Genomic DNA, 21512 nt, shown 5'->3' on the forward strand with positions numbered 1-21512 from the left:
CTGTCGTTCAGCAATCCGGTCAGCAGTGCTTCTTCCATGAATGCCGGACGGCTGTTCGAGCGTTTTATACCGGGGATCAGGCTAGACGCGGCGGCTCCGGACTAGGCTTGTGGATTATCAGGCTGCTGTGATTAATGCTACGAATGCTGCTGTTTAGGACTGCCCTTTCTCTGCAAGCTGCTCCTGGGCCAGGCGGATCATTTCCCTGACCATGGAGCCGCCGATTCTGCCGCCGATATGCCCGGCCTCTTCGGTTGTCAGGTTGCCGTTATTGCCGGACTGCAGCGGAATGCCAAGCTCCTTGGCTACCTCATATTTCACATCATCCGGGTGATTCGGATCCACCGCGTATCCTTCGCGCCTCATTACGTCGGCTTTGAAGTTCTGCATGCCCTGCGCTGCCCCAAGTACTGCATATTTCCGGTTTCTTCTGGCCATTCTGGTTCACTCTCCCTTAGGGTTATTGGTTCTAATTTCCCCTAAGGTCCTTCTTTGTATTCAACAATCTTAACGAGTAATCGTCGATCAGACTGCGCATGGCAAGCTTCGACACCCAGCCTTCCGGGATGCCGCTCAGCCCGTAATAAGCTCCGGCAATCTGGCCGTATACCGCTCCCGTGGTGTCGGCATCATTGCCCAGATTGACAGCGAGCAGCGCCCCCTCGGCAAAGCTTTCGGAGTGGTGGAACGCCCATAGCCCCGCCTCCAGGGATTCCACCACGTAACCGCTGCCCTGGATTTCCGGCGGCTCCTTATGTTTATAAGAGCCTTGCTTGATATCCAGAATATGCGGTGTCAATTCATCGTCTTTCAGCCAGCCTGTGAAGGCTTCCGGGGCCAGCATGTCCTCCTTGCTCCAGCCGTGCAGGCCGGCCAGAATATAGGCGGCCATCAGGCGGCAGGCGCTGAGGCATTCCGCTGCCCCGTGGGTAGTCCTGGAGCTGAGCGCCGCATAACGGATAGCCTCAGCCGGGTTAGCCGCATAATACATGGCAACAGGCGCCAGCCGCATAATGGAGCCGTTCCCGGCGGCCAGCGGATCGGCCGAGCCGCTGTAGGGCTCCCCGCCGGACTCATACCTCAGCAACGCTGCCTGCGTAGCATTGCCGATGTCAAAGCATTCCCCGGTGCTGCTCAGATATCCTTCGCGGAACCATTTCAGATACCGCTGCATCTGGTCGGCAGGATCAAAGCCCTGCTGTACCAGCAGGCTTTCCGCCAGACAGAGTGCCATTGATGTATCATCGGTCCACTCTCCTGGCTGCAGTCCAAAGACCCCGCCGCCGATGATATCGTCCATGGGCGCAAAGGTACCCGGGGCTTTGAACTCTACGGTCGTTCCAAGCGCATCGCCGGCGGCCAGCCCGTGCAGGCATCCCCGATAGCGGTCTTTATTTAAAGCCATAAATTCCTCCTCCTTTATGGTTAATGTAATAAAGCGGCTCTCAGAGCTATTAAACACATTCTCTGAGAGCCGCCGCAGATATTATAAGAGCATAAAATTATTTTTCCCCGGGATACTTAAGCCCCCACTGGGCCCGGACCTGATCCAGCAACTTCATTATGGCTACTGACTCGTCCAGCGTCATGACCGGACTTTCAGTCAGGCCAGCCTGCAGGCAGCGGCCTACCTCCTCGGCCTCAAAGCAATAGCCGTCCGAAGCCCGCTCCTGCTCAAAGGACTCTGCCAGCTCCCCGCCGATGTACAGCTCAGCTGCCCGCGGATTCACCAGCGTGTCTTTGACAACAATATAGCCTTCGGTTCCGAAGACATGCGCTTCCTCCGTAAGTGTGAGCCGGATACCGCCGTTCAGCGAAGCGCTTTTACCATCCGCATAGGATAGCAGCAGCGAGAAGTGCTCGTCCACTCCGGTCTCCCCGATATGTACAGTACTGGATACTGACTCCGGATGCGGCCCCAGGATCATGGAAGCGAAGGATACCGGATAAATGCCGACATCCAGCAGCGCGCCGCCGCCCAGTTCAGGATTAAGCAGTCTTCCCTGCGGATTCCAGTCTGAGCGGAAGCCGAGGTCAGCCTTGACCAGACGGACATCCCCGATCCGGCCTGCCGCGATCCATTCCCGCACCTTCACGATGGCCGGAATGTAGCGGCTCCACATGGCTTCCATCAGGAACAGCTTGTGTTCACGGGCGTAAGCTACAACCTCTTCAAGCTCTGCACTATTTACGGTGAACGGCTTCTCGCAGAGTACCGCCTTGCCGGCGCGCAGGGCCAGCAGCGCATTCTCTTTATGGAACGGATGCGGAGTCCCGATGTAGATGGCGTCCACCTCCGGATCGCTGACAAGCTCCTCATAGGTAGCATAGGCCACCGGAATGCCATGGTTCCGGGCAAATTCATCCGCACTTTCCTGCGAGCGTGATCCGACGGCATAAGCGACACCATTGCTGGCATGAGCCAGATCCGTTGCAAACTTATGGGCAATCCAGCCGGTGCTCAGAATGCCCCATTTTATCTTGTAAGCGTTATCGTTAGTCATTGTTGTTCCCTCCTGCCCAAATAGTTTTACTCCTATTGATTCTATCAAACTGCGCTTCATGTGTAAAAGAATGCTGCCGGCTTATACCATAGCCAGCAGCGTATATATGGCCAGCACTGAAAAGCCTGCTGTGACCAGCAGCGTGGCCGCGTTCCAGACCCGGTGAACCACAGCCAGATTCTCAATATAGCTGCGCAGGAATAGCCTGCGCAGCAGCAGCTGAAGCAGCTTGATCATACCGAAGCCGAGCCAGCCAAGCAGACTGATCATAATAATCTCATAGCTCCCTTTTAAAGCGAACCGGTCTGCCACTGCACCATCGTAGTGCACGGGCACAAAATCAGGCATCCGCCGGTATAAATACATATAGAATAATACCGGAGCAGTAGCAGCAACAGCACTAAGCGAAAATGTAATCTTGTTTTTGAACATCGGACTACTCCTCCGCATGCAGCAGAAAAACACGGTTATTAAACCCGCCCCGCTGTGCCGCCTTCTCTGCACGTATCTGCTCCAGCAGCCCGCTGTCTCCGCCATGCACCTCAGCAAGCGCACGGATCACCTCCAGCAGATCAGACAGCTCCTCCAGTGCGTGCTTGTCCTGCTCAGCCCTGAAATATTCCTCCGTCTCCTCGCGCAGCTTCGCCCTCAGTGCCTGTATGTATTCTCCGGTGTCCATTATCCTGGTAGCACATGTCTTTCCCTGCGAAGCAATCAGCGCCGGAATACCGTCCCTGACAAGCTTGTTGTATTCAGTCACAATAGATCATCCGCCTTTCAGCTGTTCATTTTGTCCCTCATCAGCCGCTCCACAAAGGGCAGATCCGCCGGGGCAAAGTCATATTCCGCCAGCTCATGCCTCTCCACCCAGCTGCAGGCATCATGGTCGCTCATCCGGAGCTCACCGCCGGTATATTCCGCTTTCCAGGCGATCAGCCTGATTCTCAGGCTGCCGTAATCATGCTCATGGCTGCCAAAAGCCTCATAAGGCCGGATGCTGATATTCAGCTCCTCCATCAGCTCCCTGCGCAGACACTGCCGGGCATCCTCGCCCTCCTCCAGCTTGCCGCCGGGAAACTCCCATAGTCCGGCCTGCGCTTTGCCCGGCTTCCGCCGGGCGATCAGCAGCTTTCCCTCTTCATTATGGATAATCGCCGCAGCCACTTCAATCATCATTTTCCGCTCCTTTTATCCCGCTACCCGGCACTGATGAATTATGCCATTTAGTGGCTTATTATGGTAAAATATGATCTGTATACCTTTTTAAAGGTTCATAGTTTATAGAGCAGGTACTTCTGCGGGGAGGCTAAATGTGAAAGACATATTCAGGCCCAATGTTTTGAAGGATGAGCCCCAACCGAACCAGTCACTCAGTCTGCGCATCAATATCTTTTTCTTCAGCACGTTTATTATATTCTGCATTATTATTGTCCGTCTTGCCATTATTCAATTTGTAGAGGGCTCCACGCTCACTGAAGCCGAAGCCAGCCGGGATACCAAAAATGTGCCGCTTGCCTCCATCCGCGGGACCATTTATGCCAAGGGCGGAGAGAAGCTGGCTTATTCGACCTCTGTGCAGACGCTGTATTTTTCCCTGACGGCTGAATACGCCCAGACCGCGACTGACAAAGACACCGGCATTACCGCACGTACTCCTGAGGCCGTTGCCAAAGCGGATACGCTGGCTGCCGGGCTGGCTGCTGATTTTGCCAAATACGGCGCCAAGGTGCCTGAGGATCAGGTGCTGACCAAAGCGGCTATCCTCAAAGCGATGGATCTGGATTCCAAGGTGTATTCCGGCTTCATGCCGCGTCCGGTCAAACGGGGTCTGAACAATGAGGAAATTGCCTACTTCATGGAAAATAAGGACAGGTATCCGAATCTGACGGTTAGTGAAGAGGATGAACGCCATTATGATCCGGATACCGTAGCCGTACAGACGGTCGGATATATCAAGCCCTTCAAGAAATCAAAGGAAAGCTTTGATATGTATCTGAACATTCAGGCCGCTATGAGGAATGATGCTGATCCGGGTCTGGCCTACCGGGACGATGAGTTTGTAGGGTTCGACGGGCTTGAGCTGCAGTACCAGCGCGAGCTGCGGGGACGAAACGGCTACTTGCGCGTAGCTGTTAATGCCAAGAATATGGCCGAAGGCATCGTGGAGACAGTACCTCCTGTCAAAGGCAATAATCTGTGGACCACCATCGACAAAACCATTCAAATGAAGACCGAGCAGGCCATCCTGGATCAGATCAAGTGGGTTCACAGCAATCCGGTACAGGGGAAGGTTCATCCGGACGCCTTAACCGGCTATGCGGTGGCCATGGAAGTGGACACAGGAAATGTTGTAGCGATGGCTAGTATGGAGGATTATGACACTAATCTGTGGACTACAGGCACGATGCCTGCTGACGTGTGGAATGAGCTGAAGCAGAATTATCAGAACGGCGCTGTTACACCATATAACTCAGGACGATCCGGGCATAATTTCAGCTCCACTGTTTTTCTCGGTTCCGTAATCAAGCCGCTGACGGTTTTAATCGGTCTGAACGAAGGCTTCATCACCACACACACGTCTTACCCAGACAAAGGCAGCACAACCTTCGGCCGGGCCGGATACGAGACCACTGTCCGCAATTCTGGGGGGCATGCATACGGTTATTTTAAAAGTCCGGCAATGGCAATAGAGAAATCCTCCAACGTCTTTATGATCGATATGATTGGCAAAAAGCTCTACTCAAAATATGGCTCCGAAGGTGTCAAGGTTTGGGATAAATATATGAGGGAGTTCGGGCTGGGTGAGCTGCCGGGCAGCGGACTTCCGGGGGAGCACAAAGGTTTGATCAACTATTTTAAAGAGGCAGATACGGATAGTGGCGGGGGCGGTGCCCAGTCGGCACTGGTCTTTGCTTCATTCGGGCAGCAGGGCCAATATACGGTGCTGCAGCTCGCCCAGTATGCTTCCACTCTGGCTAACCAAGGTGTGCGGATCAAACCGCAGCTTGTCAGCAAAATAACAGATCAAGCCGGCAATACTGTCAAAACCTTCGGCAGGGAGATCCTGAATGAGGTTAAATTTGATAAGGCCTACTGGCGTGAGGTCATCAAGGGGATGAACACTTCCGTCAGTGCATTTAAAGACTTCCCCTATGATTTCGCCCGCAAGACCGGTACGTCCCAGCAGCAGTATGGTGTAACGGTAAACGGGAAGAGCAGCAGCCACCTGGCCGATAACGGCGTATTCATCGCCTTTGCCCCGCGCGACAAGCCCAAGCTGGCCGTCGCTGTAGTTATCCCTGAAGGCGGCTTCGGCTCCAACAGTGCTGCTCCGGTAGCCCGCAAAATTTTTGACGCTTATGACTGGGAATACGGCCTGGACGGTATACCCAAGAAGAGCCTTCCGCAGGCGGAGAACACGGCGGACGGTGTAGCTGCAGACGGAGCTGAAACGGATCAGGAGCAGGGAGATTAGCCAAAGGAAGTATCTATTAACCAGCAGGCTGGTGTGTGCCGGGATTCGCAGGATCAAACACAAACGAGCCCGTTCCGGAAGCGGAACGGGCTCGTTTTTCATGCGCTATTTAATAAAAATATTGTCCATTTATATTAAATGTTACTTGTTCAGCACAAGCTCCAGACGCACCTCAAGGTCATTCTCCGTTTCCATTACGATGTTGTGGGGACTGGTCAAGCCGAAGTCGGCAAAGGTAACCGTTGTTGTTCCTGACAGCATAAGCTGTCCTCCGCTGTATACCACCTGCGAATCAAACACAACGTCCTTGTCAATTCCCTTAACGGTCAGCGTTCCCTGCATCTGCACAGGCACCGCTGTACCTTCCGTCCATTCGGCTGGCAGCTCGGAGAAGGAGCTTACGACGAAGGTCGACTGCGGGAACTGGGCTGCATCCAGGTAGTCGGCCGCTTTTACATGCTCGTCCCGTTGTCCGTTTCCGGAATCCAGCGCACTCATCTCAATTGCACCTTCACCGGTCATTGCCGCTGCATCCTCCAGATTAACATTCCATGTCCCTGTAACCGACGGATTGACGAAATTCACTGTTTCCTGGGAAGTTGTAACCGACCAATATACCTTCGATGTATCCGCTACGCTCCATGCACCGTTCAATTGTTCTGCGGTAACCGCTGCGCCTGCCGTCTCTCCCGCATTCGCTGCTGCCGTTCCCGAGTTAGCTGTTGTCTGTTCCTGTGCAGGAATAACCGACTCGATTTCCACGTTATTGCCCAAGCTGTTGTTCAAGAGCACAAAGGCTGCAATGGCTCCTGCGGCAACGACACCAGCGGCTGTCCATATCCATGTTTTTTTCTTCATTATTATTCCCTCCATCCATGTATTTTCTCTCTGCCTTGTCCGGCTTGAACCCATTCTAGCAGAGCAATATGTCGGGAATAAGTCGAAGCACCATGCGGTGTAATGTGGTAAAATGGTCGTGATTTTAAGTACTTCGGATTGATCAGTCCGCAAAAGGAGGGCTATGACCTGAAATCCGTTCTGATTGTTGAAGATGAAGAAGCCATTGCCCGCGTGCTTAGCGCCTACCTGAAAAAAGCGGGCTACCACGTCACCCGTGCCGCCGACGGGCGGACGGCACTCGAAGCGTTCGGGGTATCGCCCCCTTCTCTTATATTGCTAGACATTATGCTGCCGGAAATGGACGGCTTCGAGCTGCTGGGCCAGATCCGCAAAATCAGCAGCTGCCCGGTCATCATGCTGACTGCCCGGGACGGCATCAAGGACCGGCTGGCCGGGCTTGACGGCGGTGCGGACGATTATATGTCCAAGCCGTTTATTCCCGAGGAGGTCGTCGCCCGTGTAAATGCGGTGCTGCGCCGCCCTTCCCAGTGGTCTGACGGCAGCGGCAAACGCCATTTCGGCAGCCTGTTCGTTGACTTCAGCGCACGCAGCATCTTCCTGAACGGGGCTGAGGTCAATCTCAGCCCGCGCGACATGTCCGTGCTGCTGTTTCTGGCTGAACGGCCAAACCAGATCTGCACCCGTGAACAGCTGATTGAGCAGGTGTGGGAGATGGACTATGACGGCAGTGACCGCGCTGTTGACCTGTCGATCAAGCGGCTGCGGCAGGCACTCTCGCACTGGCCTGCTTCAGAAGGGGAAATCCGCACCCTGCGCGGGACGGGGTATCAGCTATGGACCGAATAACAAAACCGCGGAAACGCACTTCCATTCTCACCTACTGGACGCTCCGCTACATCATCATTATCAGCACCGGGCTGCTGCTGACGGCACTGCTGACCTTCTGGTGGATTCAGCAGGAAGCGATGAACAACCGGATGCAGACGACCGGCCTGCTGGCCCAGGAAATTGCCGACCGCAGCGTCAGCAGTGACGGGAAGATGCAGATCAGCCCGACGCTGGCCAAGCTGGTCGAAGACCGGAAGCGGTTCTTCAAGGTATCACTGGAAATGTGCGTCATTGTGACAGACCCGGCGGGCAAGCTGCTGTTCTCCGATCCGCCGCTGACCCAGGAAGAAATGCATTACAAGCTTAACGACACCTTGACTGATGCCCGCAGTCCGGAATTCAAGGCTGCGGTTGCCCAGATCCAGGAAGGCGGCGAGACACTGGGGCAGGTTATCGTGCTACAGTCCAAACGCTCGCTGCGGCATATTCCGCAGGAGGAGATTATCTTCTTCTCCATCATTGTTCTGTTCCTGATTATTCTCAGCTGGCTGACCATCTATCTGTTATCCGGCAAGCTGGCTAAACCGATTCAGCGGGTAGCCGCCGCCGCTTCGCAGATCAGCAGCGGTGAATATAACATCATTCTGGATACAGGAGCCAAAGAGCGGGAGATTCATGAGTTGCTTGTCTCCTTCCAGGAGATGTCGGGCAAGCTGCAGCAGTTCGAGCAGTCCCGGGCGGTCATGCTGGCCGGAGTATCCCATGAGCTGAAGACGCCGGTCACCTCCATCAAAGGACTGGTCCACGCCGTGCGGGAGGGTGTCGTTGAGGGTGACGAGGCGGATGAGTTCCTCGACATCGCCCTGCAGGAGGCGGGCCGGCTGCAGCGCATGGTCGCCGATCTGCTGGATTACAACGCCCTGACCGCCGGCATCGTTGCTGTCCGCCATGACCGGATAGACGCAGTTCCGCTCCTATCGGAAATCATCTACCAGTGGAGGCTGACACAGACTGAAGAGGTGAACGAGCCGGTGCTTGAGCTGCCGGAGAAGCCGCTGTATGTGCGGGGTGACCCGCTGCGCATCCAGCAGATTATTGTCAATCTGCTGAACAACAGCGTGCAGGCCGCACCGGCGGGAGAGCCGCTGCAGCTGACGGTTAAGCTCAGCAGGGTTCCACAGGGATATGTAGAGATTTGCATTACTGATGACGGGCCAGGCATAGCCCCGGATATCAGGGACAGGGTCTTCGAGGCCTTCTTCCGCAGCAGCAGCAAGCAGAGCCAGCTGCGCGGCCTCGGGCTCGGCCTGACCTTCAGCCGCCTGCTGGCTGAGGCGATGGGCGGCAGCCTCAGGCTCGGCGAACCTCCGGCTGAAGGCTGTACGTTTGTGCTCACGCTTCCGCTTCAGCCCTAGCGCCCGTACAGGCGCGGAAGCAATGGCACCACGCGGGCGAAGCAGTAGTACCGCGGCCTGCGCACATGGTATAATCACTTGCACGGGCTTTAGATTAAGATGAACCGTGAACCGGAGGCTGTCTATGCTTACTTTTGAACAGAAATTAGCGATCTTTGATTCATACCCTGAGCTTGAGCGGAGAAATGTCTCGCTCGGCCGGGTGAACTACCATTTCGAGGGAAGCCGGCATGAGAAGAAGACCGTCGCCTCCCATCTGCATCCGAACGGCAACGGCTTTGTCTATGCCGGGCTGCTGCGGGGCTACGAAACGGACGGCAAAGGGCTGGTGAATATCCGCGAATATTCCGAGGCTGAACTGCGCGGGCTGATCGAGGCTTCCATCGCCTCCTTGTCGATGTATATTCCGGAGGCTCCTGCCCCAAGCAAACGCAAGAAAAAAGCGGCGGCAGCTGCCGGTACAGAGACCCTTTGGGTTAACGCTGACGGCCACACGCTGAGCCTCAGATTCGAAGAGGATCTGTGGTATTTGTACGCCGGTCTGCAGCTGGAGATGGCTTTTGAAACCAGCGAAGAAGCTGAAGAATATCTGGCGGAAGAGGGCTTCCGCCCGGCAGGGAACTAGACCTCCGCTGTGAAGTACCAAAAACCTGTACGCTGCAGCGGATGCTGCGGGGTACAGGTTTTTTGGTTGCAGCCGCGAGGCCGCTTTCCGCTCATTCAAACGGTACTTTTACCGTTGACTTCGGCCGTGAGGAAGCGCTAAACGCCGTCTACTCTGCTGCGTTTAGCGCTTCCTCGGGAATCACTATCTCCTTAACGGTGTTATATAGCCCGATTGAGGTTGTCTGCTTCACTTCCCTGTAGGTGCCCTCCCCTTCCAACGACTCTTCGGTTACCAGCTCTTCGACGGTCCCGGTTGGCCAGTACGTCTGCTTATTCACGCGGTATTCAAGACTCATGCTCTTGACCAGCGCAAGCTGCTCCCCGGCTAAATTGTCATTGCTGTACTGAAGCTTATAAAAGCTCTCCAAATCCTTGGTCTCCTCACCGGACAGCTGAGCGCTCAGAACATATTCGTCCTTTTCCTCGGACACGGTCACATAAGGAAGGATTGTCTTCAGCTGCTCCATTCGCCGCACTGGGCTGGATTGTACCTCCGCAGCAAATTTCAAGTCTTCCAGCATAGTATCCGGCATTTTCCGCCAAAAACCGTTGTAATACATATAGAAGCCGCTGTCCGTCAAATAGGACTCTGCATCCATCGGTTCCTTATCTTCTACGATTGTGGAGCCTGACTGGTGCAACTGCAGCGGGCTCAAAATATACTCTGATGTTGTTGCCGTTTCTGAGGTAAAATCAGCAGCCCCCGTGTCGGGAGATGTTCCCGTTGTAATCTTGGACCGCGACTCCTGGACATAGCTGTTCAGCCCGCTGCCTGCTTCAGCGATTCTATCCATTAACTCTTCCGCGTCCGGAAGCTTTGCATCCGTGCTTCCGCCACCAGCACAACCTGCCAGACTAAACGTAAACAGCGCAGCCAGCACACCTTTTCCCCATTTATTCACAAGGTAATCCTCCCGTATAAACTTTATGTGGGATTATACACCAAAAGTGGAATGCCCGCCGTCAAAAAAATCCGGAGACAGCTCTATCAACAGACCTGAAACTATGGTTAGATGAAGGAGAAGACCGCAGGACCACTCCAAATCCAAAGAGAGAAAGAAGCGTGAACCCGCATGAGTTTTGAGATTGTAGAGGCTACTATTCCGGAGATTCAAGCTGCACTTGACGCCAGAGAAATCACTTCCCGGCAGCTGGTGCTCATGTATTACGAACGCATTGCCGAGCATGACAAAAACGGCCTGACGATTAACTCCGTACTGGAGATCAATCCCGATGCGCTGTTCATCGCCGAAGCTTTGGATCACGAGCGTACGCTTCAGGGGCCGCGGGGGCCGATGCACGGCATTCCGGTCTTGCTCAAGGACAATATCAATACAGGGGATAAAATGCATACCAGCGCCGGATCGCTGGCGCTTGCGGATTCTTTTGCCGGCGAGGATGCCTTCATTGTACAGAAGCTGCGCGAAGCCGGAGCCGTTATTATGGGCAAAGCCAACATGACGGAATTCGCCAATTTCATGACGAACGGAATGCCCTCAGGCTACAGCTCGCGCGGCGGACAGGTGCTGAATCCCTATAATATCTCCACACCGACCGGCGGCTCCAGCGCCGGATCCGCTGTCGCCGTTGCCTGCAATTTCTGCACGGTGTCAGTAGGCACGGAAACGTCGGGTTCCATTCTTAATCCCGGTAATCTCGGCTCGATCGTCGGCATCAAGCCGACCGTTGGCCTGCTCAGCCGTTCCGGCATTCTGCCGCTCTCGAACACACAGGATACGGCCGGCCCGATGGGCAGAACCGTCCGCGACGCCGTTCTGCTGCTGAACGCCATGCTCGGCCGGGATGACAGCGATGCTGCAATGGGGACAAGCACCGGCAGGGTACATGAGGACTATACAGCTTTTCTTGACCCTGGCGGGCTGAAAGGGGCGCGGATCGGAATTCCGCGGGATTATTATTTTGAAGAGCTGACGGAGAAACAGCTGGCTCTCTTCAACGCTTCTGTAGCGAAGATGCGCGAGCTTGGGGCAATCATTATTGATCCGGCTGATATCCGCACCGCACGGGAGATCAAATATTCCTCCGTTGTGCTGAACGAGTTCAAGACTTCTCTTAATGCTTACCTGGCCAAGCTCGGACCCGGGGCAAAAATGCGGACGCTGAAGGACATCATCGACTTTAACCATGCCCATCCGCAGGAGACGCTGCGTTATGGACAATCTACATTGATAGATGCTGAGTACACCTCCTCCGGCACATTGACCGAACCGCAGTATCTGCGCGACCGGGCTACTGATCTGCGGCTCTGCAAGGAACAGGGTATAGATGCTGCCATGAAAGAGCACCAGCTGGATGCGCTGCTGTTCCCGGCCGATTTTGGCGCGAGAATCACTTCCAGATCCGGCTACCCGTCCATCGTTGTACCTTCCGGCTATACCTCGGCCGGGGCTCCGTTCGGAGTCACGTTCTCTGCACAAGCCTATCAAGAGCCGCTGCTGATCAAGCTGGCATATGCCTATGAGCAGCATTATAAGGTGCGTAAAGCTCCTTCACTGCGCAGCTTCATTTAAGCCGGCAGCCAATCCGCTTACTCCGCAGCTATGCCCATGTGCCTGTTGCCTGCGTGTGACAGCTCCCAGGTACGCAGCTCATAGCTGCGGATGCCTGTAGTGACATAAGGATCACGTTCGGCAATCCGGACGGCTTCTTCCCGTGAAGCCGCCCGGATAATGACCATGCCGCCGGGACAATCACTGAACGGGCCGCCTCCCTCTTTTTCCGGTTAAATTAAATGGCACTACTCATAATCGCTCCGGCTCTCTTCATCCGCAATATTCTGAATCTCCTCCGCCAGCATCAGATAGAATCCGTAGTCACTCTCCGCATGCAGCTTCAGCGCCCGTTCCTTCATAAATTTGGCACTACCTTCGGCCGCCTCCTCGTCGTAGAACAGGAGAATGGCATCGCTTTTGCGGAATAGCAGCTCATCCCTGGCCCTGAACTGCCAGCTCCCGTCATACGGCGCATTGCTGACTGCCCCGTAATAATCCGCTCCCGCCACAATCCGCCGGTATTCGTTCTGTTTGTCCTCCTTCCACTTCTCTTCCGGATTGGCATGGGCGGTTATGATCCCCAGCTTCAGCTGCGGATACAGCCGTTTCAGCTCCAGCACCACCTCGCAGGCCCAGAGATCCACACCGTATTGTCCGGGCGTAATCACCCAGTCCACACCGTCCTCGATCAGCGGGATGAGCCGGTTTTCCAGCGCTTTTTTGATATAGGGAATGCCCTGATGCTTATTGTCAAAAATCCCGAGCTCATGCGCACGGTAGCCTGTTACCAGTAGAGTTGTCATGTGCTCCTCATTTCTGAACGGTTTCTCTTTCGTTTTCGCATTCTATCTCTCATTATATAACAATTGCTTACCCGCTTCTCCCGGAGATTACAGGATGCCGGCTTTAAGCCGGCTTTCAGGAACATTTGCTATAGTAACCACGGATTTCAGTTGAACCTTCCATATTAAAGGAGAATCGGACATGAAAAAGCACATGCCTTACAGGCTGGCCACCGGCCTGATTGCCGCCGTTCTGCTGGCAGGCTGCAGCTCCGGGAGCGGAAACACAGCCTCACACTCTGCCGTCAGCCAAAACGCCGGAACCGGGACAAACAGTACTGCCGTTCAGCCTGGAACGGGCGGGCAAAGACCGGACGGCATGAACAGGTCTGGAATGAATATCGGTAAAATCAAAAGCATCAGCGGCAGCACCATCACCCTGTATACCGCGCAAATGCCGGAAGGACGGCCGCAGACTAACGGTGAAGGCGGACAAGGCACACCGCCTGAAGGACAGGGCACACCGCCGGAGGGCGGCAAAGACGGACAACAAGCTGACGGCCAGCAAGGCACTCCTCCCGAAGGTGGCGCACAAAGCGGTGAAGCCGGCCAGCAGGGCGGCAGACGCCAGAGCGGCATGGGCGGCATGATGCAAAATTTCTCGGAAGAGACGACTGACATTACCGTCACCGCCGATACGGAGTATGTCTCCGTTACCTATGAGAACGGGCAGCAGAAGGAGGCTGCATTAACTCTTACGGATCTCAAGGCTGATGATGTTATCCAATACACCCTGCAGACAGATACTGCCACAGCAGTGAAAATTACGGTTGGTTCAGGCGGCTTCGGTTTCGGCGGAGGCGGCAAATAAACCAGGAAAGAGGATGGAATCCTGAAAGGGAGCCAGCCTCTTTTTTTGCGTGCCGGACATATTTTTTAACAGAATTGACTAAATTGAAGCAGTCTTTGGAAAACTTCATATACACAGCTGTCTACTCCAGAAAAGTCGGGTGATCCCATTGCTTGCTACTATCATGTCCTATATCCCGGGCTGGGCAGTGTTTGGCCAGGCAGGCATTGCCCTGCTGTTCCCCCTTCTCGCAAACAGTCTTTATAAAGGACTGTATTCGCTGGTAGGCAGTGGCAGAGCCGTGGAATCACCGGGTACCAAAAATGCCAATCCGTCCAAAGGACAGTCTGCCGCTCCGGCTGGCGTTGATCCCGCCCCTGCTCCGCGGGGATTCAGCGGCGACTATGCCGCCGACCTTAACTATATTAAGGATACTATCGGCAGAAACTCCGATCTTCACTTTAAAGAATTTACCATGACCCGGGTGCAGCGGCAGGCTGTGCTTATCTTCGTTGACGGTATGCAGGACGACAGGCAGCTGAACCTGCAGATCCTGCAGTATCTGATGTCTGAAGCGACCGACGAGTCACTGTCGGCTCAAGGGATGACCGTGCCGGGACTGCCCTTCAGCCAGCTCAGTGAAGCCAGCGATCTGACCATATTCAACCAGTCCGTCCTGTTCGGACATGCCGGGCTGCTGGTTGAAGGCCTGCCGCAGGGCCTGCTGATTGAGCCGCCCGCCAGCACTGACCGTACGCTTGGCGAGCCGGTATCGGAAGCGCTGCTGCGCGGGCCAAGGCTCGGCTTCTCGGAGGTGCTCAGTGTGAATACCTCCATCCTGCGCCGCCAGGGCTTCAATGATCAGCTGGAGATGGTCTCATACCGGGCGGGCACCCGGATACAGAGGGATCTTGTCCTGGCTTACATGAAGGACATTGTGAATCCGGAGCTGCTCAAGGAAGTAGAGACACGTATCAGCAAGCTGGATATCGATTTCCTGGCGGAATCCGGATATATCGAGCAGTTGATCGAGGATAACTACCTGAGCCCATTTCAGCAGGTGCAGAATACTGAACGGCCTGACCGGGTAATCAATGCCCTGCTGGAGGGCAGGATTGCCATTCTGCTGGACGGTACGCCATTCGCGCTGATTGTTCCGGTAACCTTCAGTATGCTGCTCCAGTCACCGGAGGATTATTATGAGCGCTGGCTGCCCAGTTCCCTGATCCGGATGCTGCGCTTCGCCGCCTGTTTTCTGGCACTGATGGCTCCGGCTCTGTATATTTCCTTCATTTCCTTTCATCCTGGGCTGATTCCGACGGAGCTCGCACTATCCATTATCGAGACCCGGCAGAACGTTCCCTTTCCTTCCGTGATCGAGGTCCTGATTCTGGAGATTTCCATCGAGATTCTGCGTGAGGCCGGTATCCGGCTGCCCAAGCCGGTCGGACCGGCGATGGGTATCGTCGGCGGTCTGATTATCGGCGATGCCGCGGTAAATGCCGGGATTGTCAGCCCGTTTCTGGTCATTGTTGTCGCAGTCACCGCCATCTCCTCGTTCTCCATCCCGATGTACAGCGCCGGACTTACACTGCGGCTGCTCCGCTTTGTCGGAATGGGCTTTGCTGCGCTTCTGGGGATGTTCGGCACGATTCTGTTCTTCCTGCTGCTCTGCAGCCATCTCACCAGACTGAAAAGCTTCGGTGTGCCTTACCTGACACCAGTATCCCCTTTCCGGCTCAGTGACTGGAAGGATCTGTTCTTCCGTTCACCGCTCAGCCTCATGAAGCGCAGGCCGGTTATGATGAAGACGCAGAATAGTAGAAGGAAGTCATAAACACCTTGCAAGAGAGGAGCCATGCAATGTTTACCCGTACAGATGACAAAATCACCGCTACACAAGCAGCCGTATTCCTTAATAACACCGTGCTTGGCGCCGGGATTCTGACCCTGCCGCGGGGCGTAAGTGAAGCTGTCAAGACTCCGGATTCCTGGCTGTCTGTCACGCTGGGCGGCATCATCGTAATGGCGGTGGTTACCCTGATGGTAAAGATCAGCCAGCAGTTTCCCGGCAAAACCATATTCCAGTATGCGGGCAGAATCATCGGCCGGGTGCCCGGTGCAGTACTCTGCCTGCTGCTGATTCTTTATTTTCTGATCCTGGCCGGCTTTGAAATCCGTTCGCTGGCGGAAGTCACACTGTTTTTCCTGCTTGAGGGCACCCCCATCTGGGCAATTGTACTCCCGTTTATTTGGGCAGGAACCTATCTTGTCTATGGCGGTATCAATTCCATTTCCAGAGTGTTCCAGATCGTATTCCCGATCAGCATCATGACCCTGATGATCTGCTACGCACTCAGCTTCCGGCTGTTCGATCTCGACAATCTGCGCCCTGTCCTCGGAAACGGAATAATGCCTGTCATTCACGGTCTGAAATCAACCGTCCTCGTGTACAGCGGCTGTGAAGTCGTCCTGACGCTTGTGGCGTTTATGCAGAAGCCGGGGCAGGCAGTAAAAACAATGCTGATCGGCATCGGCATTCCGATCGGGCTGTATCTATTGACAGTAATCATGGTCATCGGCGGGCTCTCCATTGATTCTTCTATTACAAGCACCTGGCCGACGTTCGACCTGATCCGCAGCTTTGAAATCAGCGGCTTTCTGTTCGAGCGCATGGAATTTCCGCTGATGGTGATCTGGCTAATGCAAATGTTCTGCAATTTCTGCAGCTTCTTTTTTCAGGCCTCGCTGGGCCTTTCCCAGATCTTGAAGCTAAAGGTTCATCCGGTGATCTATATGCTGGTTCCGGTCATTTTCATCTCGGCGATGATTCCTAAAACCGTTAATGATGTGTTCAGTCTGGGGGATTTCATTGGCAGGATGGGGCTCGTACTGTTTCTGCTGCTGCCCGTGCTGCTCTCCATCATCTGGCTTATCCGCGCGAAAGGACTGAAGCAGCATGTATAGACGGTTGCTTCCGCTTATCCTTTGTCTCTCCCTGCTTGCCGCCACCCAGACCGGATGCTGGAGCAGCAAGGAGATCGAAGATCTGGCGCTTTATGTCGGTCTCGCCCTTGATAAGGGAGAGCTGACCAAAGCGGAACAGGAGCTGGAGGATAAGGGGATCACCTATTCCAAACAGAACAAGATTACGGCAACGATTCAGGTTGTGCCGGTGAAGACTATTGGGAGTACGGACAAGCAGGGCGGCCAGCAGGGCACGCCTTACCAGAATGTCTCGGGTACTGGTGATTCTGTGCTAGAGATTTTCCGCCAGTTCTCCATCCGGAACGAACGTCCGATCGTCGGCCATCATCTGAAAGTCATCGTTATCTCAGCTGAGCTGCTGAAGCAGCAGTCGATAGAGCAGCTGATGGATTTTGTGCTCCGTGACAATGACATCCGCCCCAGTTCTTTGGTTTTTATCAGCCAGGGCCGGGCAGAGGCGACGATGTTCTCCAAGCGCAGTGATGTAATCCCTTCCGTTCATATCCGGCAGATGCTCCGCAACCAGAGAAGAACAAGTAAAGTGATGAGTCCGATGATTCTCTCTAAACTGGACGCACTCATATACTCCAAGCGGAGCTTTGCGCTGCAAAATCTGGTTACTGCGGATGGCGAGACCGAGTTTGCCGGAGCTGCGGTGGTTAAGGGAGACACGGGGCACTGGGTCGGCAACCTGAATCAGGAAGACACTGAATGCCTCTCATGGCTGACAGGCAAGGGTGATAGCGGCGTCATTAAAGCCTATGACTGGGACAATGAGCCGATGACCTATGAGATGAAAGCGATGAAGAGCAAAATCAAGGCCCGTACTGAGGGGGATGAAATTCTGTTTGAGGTATCCCTCAAGACAGAGGGCCGGCTGATTGAAACGTGGAACACTTCAAGCCCCCTGTCTTCAGATGATAATACGAAAAGGGCGAGTAAGATTTTCCAAGACAAGCTGAAGCAGATGATGGAGCATATGATCGGCAAGCTGCAGCAGGATTACAAAGCGGATGTGGCCGGATTTTCAAAAACGCTCAGCATCCAGCAGCCCCAGGCATGGAATAAGGTTAAGGCTCATTGGGACGAAACGTTCAGCCGCTCCCGGATCAGCTTCAAATATGATCTCAAGATTACGGATTTCGGTTCATTTACCGAGTAGTAACAAGAATACAGCGGTCATTGATATACAAAAAACCGGCAAGCTTCCGTATCAGGAAATTTGCCGGTTGTTGCATATTCAAATTCTTGGATTCGTCTTACTTCTTATCAGACAAAATCAGAACACCCCGGCCCGGAACCATGGCCGTGCCGCTGCAGGTTTCGCCGGTAAGCAGATTGGTGCGCTCCGCTGTTCCGGTATCCGCGCCAAGCTCCTCCTCCTTGTGGTTCAAGAGGAACAGATACGATACGCCGTCCTTCACACGCTGAACGGACTCGATGCCCTCCGGTGCCTTAACCAGCGGCTTGATGCCGTTCTCCTCGCACAGATTCGTGAGGAAGCCGTGCAGGAAGCCGGCTTCCGGGCTGGAAGCCACATAGTAAGCTTTGCCTTCCCCGAAGCTGTTCGCGGTCAATACCGGCATGCCCTTGTAAAAGTCCGATCCGTAGCGGGCCAGCACTTCTGCGCCTTCAGAGTGAATCAGATCGCAGAGCAAATTGCAGCTGTAAGTGCCCCTTAATGCTCCCCAGTCACTGCTCATTACGATTTCATTGCTCATCTCAGGCAGCAGCGCATCGATCTCCTCCGCCCAGATGCCGAGCACCTTGCGCAGCTCTCCCGGATAGCCCCCTACTGTAACCAGATCATTTTCATTGACGATCCCGCTGAAGAAGGTGGTCACAAAGGTACCGCCTGCCTTGACAAAAGCCTCAACCTTGGCGGCAAAGCCCGGCTTGATCATGTACATTACCGGTGCGATTACCACTTTGTACCTGGACAGGTTTTCTTCCACACCGATGATATCGGCTTCGATATTTTGCTGGTAGAGCGCATCATAGTATTTATGAACTTCTTTTACATAATCAAGGGCAACGGTCGGTCCGCTCGAGAGGTCAAGCGCCCAGCGGTTCTCCCAGTCATAGATAATACCGATCTGCGCCGCACTGTGCGCGTCCAGCAGCTCATCGCCAAGCAGCTCCAGCTCCCGGCCGAGCTCTGCACATTCACGGAAGACGCGGGTGTGCTCGTGGCCGACATGCTCGATAACGGCACCGTGGTACTTCTCGCAGGCACCGATAGAGCGGCGCAGCTGGAAGAACAGCACGGTGTCCGCCCCGCGCGCTATAGCCTGGTAACTCCATAAACGCATCACGCCCGGGCGCTTGAGCGAGTTGTACGGCATCCAGTTCTGCTGGCTCGGCGTCTGCTCCATCAGCATGAACGGCTGGCCGTTCTTCAATCCGCGCATCAGATCATGCGTCATCGCCGTAAAGCTGACCGGAGTATCCAGCGCCGGATAGTTATCCCAGGAGATCACGTCCATATGCTTGGCCCACTCAAAATAATCCAGCTCCGGATAGAAGCCCATCAGGTTGGTGGTTACCGGAATATTAGGGCTGTGCTCCCGGATTGCCTCCTTTTCCAGCTTGTAGCATTCCAGCAGGCTGTGAGACATGAACCTCCGGTAATCCAGGGAAATGCCCTGGAAGTTGGTACGGTTCCCGTTCCATTCCTCACTCAGCTCATTCGGCACCACAATTTCATCCCAGTCATAGAAGACATGACCCCAGAACTTGGTATTCCATGCCTTGTTCAGCCCGTCCAGCGTGCCGTAACGGTCCTTCAGCCAGACCCGGAAGGCCGCTGCAGACTGCTCGGAATAATCATAACCGCCGTACTCATTGGAAATATGCCAGATCAGCAGCGCCGGATGGTCCTTATAACGTTCAGCCAGCTTGCCGGCGAGCCTGGCCGAATATTTGCGGTATACCGGGCTGTTCGGATTGGAGTTATGGCGTCCGCCGAATTTACGTTTTCTTCCCTGGACGTCAACCCGGGTCACTTCAGGATAGCGGTGTGCCATCCATGCCGGATGTGCCCCCGTTCCCGTTGCCAGACATACATAAGTTCCATTTTTATATAACCGGTCCATCAGCTCATCCAGCTCCGAGAAATCATATGTATCTTCAGAAGGCTGAATCATCGCCCAGGAAAAGACGTTAATCGTTGCTACATCAATCCCGGCCAGCTTAAACATCCGTTCATCCTCTGCCCATACCGGGGCATCCCACTGCTCGGGATTATAATCACCGCCGTACCAGATTTTCGGTAATTTATTGTTGATCACGTATCGCACTTCCTTTATAGTATAAGTATATACTTAGTTTAACCTTTAAACTTACCGCTATAAATATAAAATTAGCGCCATAACATATAATAATATGGCATTACACAGAGGTGACTTCTATTGTTAGCTTCACCCCCGCGCAGAATTGTATTCGCCCGCGAAGGCGGGGAGCATCTGCCAATTACACTGGACAGCATGGGCTATAATCCTGACCAGGAAAAAGTTTCGCGGCCGGACGGCTATTACGTCTATCACTGGCTGCAGACCGCTTCCGGCGAAGGGATCATCCATTTCGAGGACAAGAACCTCACGCTGTCCGAAGGCAGCGGCATACTGCTGCTGCCAGGCACTCCGCACAGGTATGAGGCGCTCTCGTCACAGAACTGGTGCACTTACTATCTCACCTTCGGCGGCAGCTCATCCCGGCACATCCTTGAATCTGCAGGCATGCACAGGAATTCTTTTTACCGCTGGGAGAATGAATCCCCGCTGAACGGGATGCTGCAGGATATGCTGGACCGGCATGATGCTGCTGCAGACATGTTCAGCCTGGGCGTGTCCACCGATGCCTACCGCTTCCTGCTGACGCTTAACAAGTACGGGCACCTGCATAACAATACCTCCATCTCCCGGAATGTCGATAAGCTTCAGCCGCTCCTGAAGTGGATGGACAGCCATTACGGCGATCCGTCTATCGGCCTGTACGACCTTGCATCACAGCTTGATGTGTCCGGCCGCCATCTTAACAGCCTGTTTCTGCAGACCTTCGGACTTTCTCCTTACGCTTATTTTGTACGCCTGCGGATCCGCAAGAGCAAGGAATTACTGGTCAGCAAACCGGCTATGACTGTCAAAGCCATCTCCCAGCTGGTCGGCTTCCGCGATGTCAGCCACTTCGTAGCCACCTTCCGCAAGCAGTCCGGCACAACACCGGATCAGTTCCGGCGGCTGCACTGACCAGCACTGGAGCAGTCGCAGCGATGACGATGGCGGGATCCGGGCTGATTCGGGGGATTCCGCGGCTTCAAAGGCAGAAACGCCTTTGATTCGGGCGGTTCCGGGGCAAAGGATCGCATTCTCCGCCCTCAGGCGGACTCACGCCTAAATAAACAAGCGCACACCTGCCTAGGCTAGCACGCCCGTGTAATCCAAAAACCAATTAATTGGATTTTCGCCATCTAATTTGATTAAAATGTACTCTTCAGAGTAATTAGGTGGAAATAAGTCACTTAATTCAGCCGAAAAAGTAGAGTCCATATAATTGTGTAAAATGGCTGCTGGTAAACATTAATAAAAGCCATGTTGAGAGTTCTCCCTTAGAATGAGGTTGTCGAGACAAC

The 21512-nt window shown here is 54.3% G+C and carries 20 protein-coding genes and 1 pseudogene; 10 read left to right on the forward strand and 11 right to left on the reverse strand.

All coding sequences use genetic code 11. The annotated features are described in order from the left end of the window. Positions 1–153: 153 nt before the first annotated feature. The 6 genes from M2108_RS16285 to mutT all read right to left on the reverse strand — a co-directional run bounded on the left by M2108_RS16285 (position 154) and on the right by mutT (position 3680). Entirely contained in the window at positions 154–438 is a 285-nt protein-coding gene (locus M2108_RS16285; RefSeq protein WP_277470439.1) for an alpha/beta-type small acid-soluble spore protein, read from the reverse strand. Positions 439–469: 31 nt separating this feature from the next. Then, positions 470–1405 carry an ADP-ribosylglycohydrolase family protein gene (locus M2108_RS16290; protein WP_277470440.1) on the reverse strand — a complete coding sequence of 312 codons (936 nt, stop codon included), beginning with the start codon at positions 1403–1405 and terminating at the stop codon, positions 470–472. A gap of 97 nt (positions 1406–1502) precedes the next feature. Continuing rightward, positions 1503–2504 (reverse strand): Gfo/Idh/MocA family protein, encoded by a 1002-nt coding sequence (locus M2108_RS16295; protein WP_277470441.1) that lies wholly within the window; start codon positions 2502–2504, stop codon positions 1503–1505. A gap of 81 nt (positions 2505–2585) precedes the next feature. Then, positions 2586–2936 carry a hypothetical protein gene (locus tag M2108_RS16300; protein WP_277470442.1) on the reverse strand — a complete coding sequence of 117 codons (351 nt, stop codon included), beginning with the start codon at positions 2934–2936 and terminating at the stop codon, positions 2586–2588. A 4-nt stretch (positions 2937–2940) separates the two neighbouring features. Beyond that, positions 2941–3264 (reverse strand): nucleoside triphosphate pyrophosphohydrolase, encoded by a 324-nt coding sequence (locus M2108_RS16305; RefSeq protein ID WP_277470443.1) that lies wholly within the window; start codon positions 3262–3264, stop codon positions 2941–2943. 17 nt (positions 3265–3281) lie between these two features. Then, on the reverse strand, positions 3282–3680 hold the full coding sequence (gene mutT / locus M2108_RS16310) for an 8-oxo-dGTP diphosphatase MutT (protein WP_348537943.1): 399 nt from the start codon (positions 3678–3680) through the stop codon (positions 3282–3284). A 136-nt stretch (positions 3681–3816) separates the two neighbouring features. Here mutT and M2108_RS16315 point away from each other — a divergent pair, with 136 nt between their 5' ends. Continuing rightward, positions 3817–5979 (forward strand): peptidoglycan D,D-transpeptidase FtsI family protein, encoded by a 2163-nt coding sequence (locus tag M2108_RS16315; RefSeq protein WP_277470445.1) that lies wholly within the window; start codon positions 3817–3819, stop codon positions 5977–5979. A gap of 141 nt (positions 5980–6120) precedes the next feature. On the opposite strand, the gene M2108_RS16320 is transcribed toward M2108_RS16315, so the two are convergent. Then, positions 6121–6837 (reverse strand): YceI family protein, encoded by a 717-nt coding sequence (locus M2108_RS16320; RefSeq protein WP_277470446.1) that lies wholly within the window; start codon positions 6835–6837, stop codon positions 6121–6123. Positions 6838–7005: 168 nt separating this feature from the next. Here M2108_RS16320 and M2108_RS16325 point away from each other — a divergent pair, with 168 nt between their 5' ends. The 3 genes from M2108_RS16325 to M2108_RS16335 all read left to right on the forward strand — a co-directional run bounded on the left by M2108_RS16325 (position 7006) and on the right by M2108_RS16335 (position 9708). Continuing rightward, positions 7006–7686, forward strand: coding sequence for a response regulator transcription factor (locus M2108_RS16325; protein WP_277470464.1), 681 nt, complete (start codon positions 7006–7008; stop codon positions 7684–7686). Beyond that, positions 7674–9083, forward strand: coding sequence for a HAMP domain-containing sensor histidine kinase (locus tag M2108_RS16330; RefSeq protein ID WP_277470447.1), 1410 nt, complete (start codon positions 7674–7676; stop codon positions 9081–9083). The genes M2108_RS16325 and M2108_RS16330 overlap by 13 nt, the downstream gene beginning before the upstream one ends. 124 nt (positions 9084–9207) lie before the next feature. Further along, complete coding sequence (locus tag M2108_RS16335) at positions 9208–9708, forward strand: hypothetical protein (protein ID WP_277470448.1); 501 nt, start codon at positions 9208–9210, stop codon at positions 9706–9708. Positions 9709–9856: 148 nt separating this feature from the next. Here M2108_RS16335 and M2108_RS16340 read toward each other — a convergent pair whose 3' ends face one another. Next, a complete protein-coding gene (locus tag M2108_RS16340; protein WP_277470449.1) occupies positions 9857–10651 on the reverse strand; it encodes a DUF6612 family protein in 795 nt (264 codons plus the stop codon). Positions 10652–10822: 171 nt separating this feature from the next. Between M2108_RS16340 and M2108_RS16345 the strand changes: the two genes are divergently transcribed. After that, positions 10823–12280, forward strand: coding sequence for an amidase family protein (locus tag M2108_RS16345; RefSeq protein WP_277470450.1), 1458 nt, complete (start codon positions 10823–10825; stop codon positions 12278–12280). A gap of 17 nt (positions 12281–12297) precedes the next feature. Here M2108_RS16345 and M2108_RS16350 read toward each other — a convergent pair. Together M2108_RS16350 and M2108_RS16355 are read right to left on the reverse strand one after the other, a co-directional pair. Next, a pseudogene (locus M2108_RS16350) lies at positions 12298–12462 on the reverse strand (YciI family protein); the annotation flags it as partial. A gap of 45 nt (positions 12463–12507) precedes the next feature. Further along, complete coding sequence (locus M2108_RS16355; RefSeq protein ID WP_277470451.1) at positions 12508–13065, reverse strand: SLOG family protein; 558 nt, start codon at positions 13063–13065, stop codon at positions 12508–12510. Between the two features lie 181 nt (positions 13066–13246). Between M2108_RS16355 and M2108_RS16360 the strand changes: the two genes are divergently transcribed. The 4 genes from M2108_RS16360 to M2108_RS16375 all read left to right on the forward strand — a co-directional run bounded on the left by M2108_RS16360 (position 13247) and on the right by M2108_RS16375 (position 18044). Beyond that, positions 13247–13915 (forward strand): hypothetical protein, encoded by a 669-nt coding sequence (locus M2108_RS16360; protein WP_277470452.1) that lies wholly within the window; start codon positions 13247–13249, stop codon positions 13913–13915. A gap of 148 nt (positions 13916–14063) precedes the next feature. Beyond that, complete coding sequence (locus M2108_RS16365; RefSeq protein WP_277470453.1) at positions 14064–15731, forward strand: spore germination protein; 1668 nt, start codon at positions 14064–14066, stop codon at positions 15729–15731. Positions 15732–15757: 26 nt separating this feature from the next. Then, the gene (locus tag M2108_RS16370; protein ID WP_277470454.1) at positions 15758–16861 is read left to right on the forward strand and encodes a GerAB/ArcD/ProY family transporter; all 1104 of its coding nucleotides are present in this window, start codon (positions 15758–15760) and stop codon (positions 16859–16861) included. After that, a complete protein-coding gene (locus tag M2108_RS16375; RefSeq protein WP_277470455.1) occupies positions 16854–18044 on the forward strand; it encodes a Ger(x)C family spore germination protein in 1191 nt (396 codons plus the stop codon). Before M2108_RS16370 ends, M2108_RS16375 begins: the two co-directional genes overlap by 8 nt. A gap of 97 nt (positions 18045–18141) precedes the next feature. Here M2108_RS16375 and M2108_RS16380 read toward each other — a convergent pair whose 3' ends face one another. After that, positions 18142–20172, reverse strand: a complete 2031-nt coding sequence (locus tag M2108_RS16380) for a beta-galactosidase (RefSeq protein WP_277470456.1) — start codon at positions 20170–20172, stop codon at positions 18142–18144. A gap of 120 nt (positions 20173–20292) precedes the next feature. On the opposite strand from M2108_RS16380, the gene M2108_RS16385 reads away from it, so the two are divergent. Then, positions 20293–21129, forward strand: coding sequence for an AraC family transcriptional regulator (locus M2108_RS16385; protein ID WP_277470457.1), 837 nt, complete (start codon positions 20293–20295; stop codon positions 21127–21129). Positions 21130–21512: the final 383 nt, after the last annotated feature.

The organism is Paenibacillus sp. PastM-3 (genome assembly GCF_029893965.1).
Lineage (GTDB): Bacteria > Bacillota > Bacilli > Paenibacillales > Paenibacillaceae > Paenibacillus_AQ.

Coding starts and splice junctions, on each gene's coding strand:
- M2108_RS16370 (WP_277470454.1), top strand. CDS start 15,758: ATGTTTACCCGTACAGATGACAAAATCACCGCTACACAAGCAGCCGTA.
- M2108_RS16335 (WP_277470448.1), top strand. CDS start 9,208: ATGCTTACTTTTGAACAGAAATTAGCGATCTTTGATTCATACCCTGAG.
- M2108_RS16300 (WP_277470442.1), bottom strand. CDS start 2,936: ATGTTCAAAAACAAGATTACATTTTCGCTTAGTGCTGTTGCTGCTACT.
- M2108_RS16355 (WP_277470451.1), bottom strand. CDS start 13,065: ATGACAACTCTACTGGTAACAGGCTACCGTGCGCATGAGCTCGGGATT.
- M2108_RS16375 (WP_277470455.1), top strand. CDS start 16,854: ATGTATAGACGGTTGCTTCCGCTTATCCTTTGTCTCTCCCTGCTTGCC.
- M2108_RS16330 (WP_277470447.1), top strand. CDS start 7,674: ATGGACCGAATAACAAAACCGCGGAAACGCACTTCCATTCTCACCTAC.
- M2108_RS16320 (WP_277470446.1), bottom strand. CDS start 6,837: ATGAAGAAAAAAACATGGATATGGACAGCCGCTGGTGTCGTTGCCGCA.
- M2108_RS16290 (WP_277470440.1), bottom strand. CDS start 1,405: ATGGCTTTAAATAAAGACCGCTATCGGGGATGCCTGCACGGGCTGGCC.
- mutT (WP_348537943.1), bottom strand. CDS start 3,680: ATGATGATTGAAGTGGCTGCGGCGATTATCCATAATGAAGAGGGAAAG.
- M2108_RS16285 (WP_277470439.1), bottom strand. CDS start 438: ATGGCCAGAAGAAACCGGAAATATGCAGTACTTGGGGCAGCGCAGGGC.
- M2108_RS16295 (WP_277470441.1), bottom strand. CDS start 2,504: ATGACTAACGATAACGCTTACAAGATAAAATGGGGCATTCTGAGCACC.
- M2108_RS16360 (WP_277470452.1), top strand. CDS start 13,247: ATGAAAAAGCACATGCCTTACAGGCTGGCCACCGGCCTGATTGCCGCC.
- M2108_RS16345 (WP_277470450.1), top strand. CDS start 10,823: ATGAGTTTTGAGATTGTAGAGGCTACTATTCCGGAGATTCAAGCTGCA.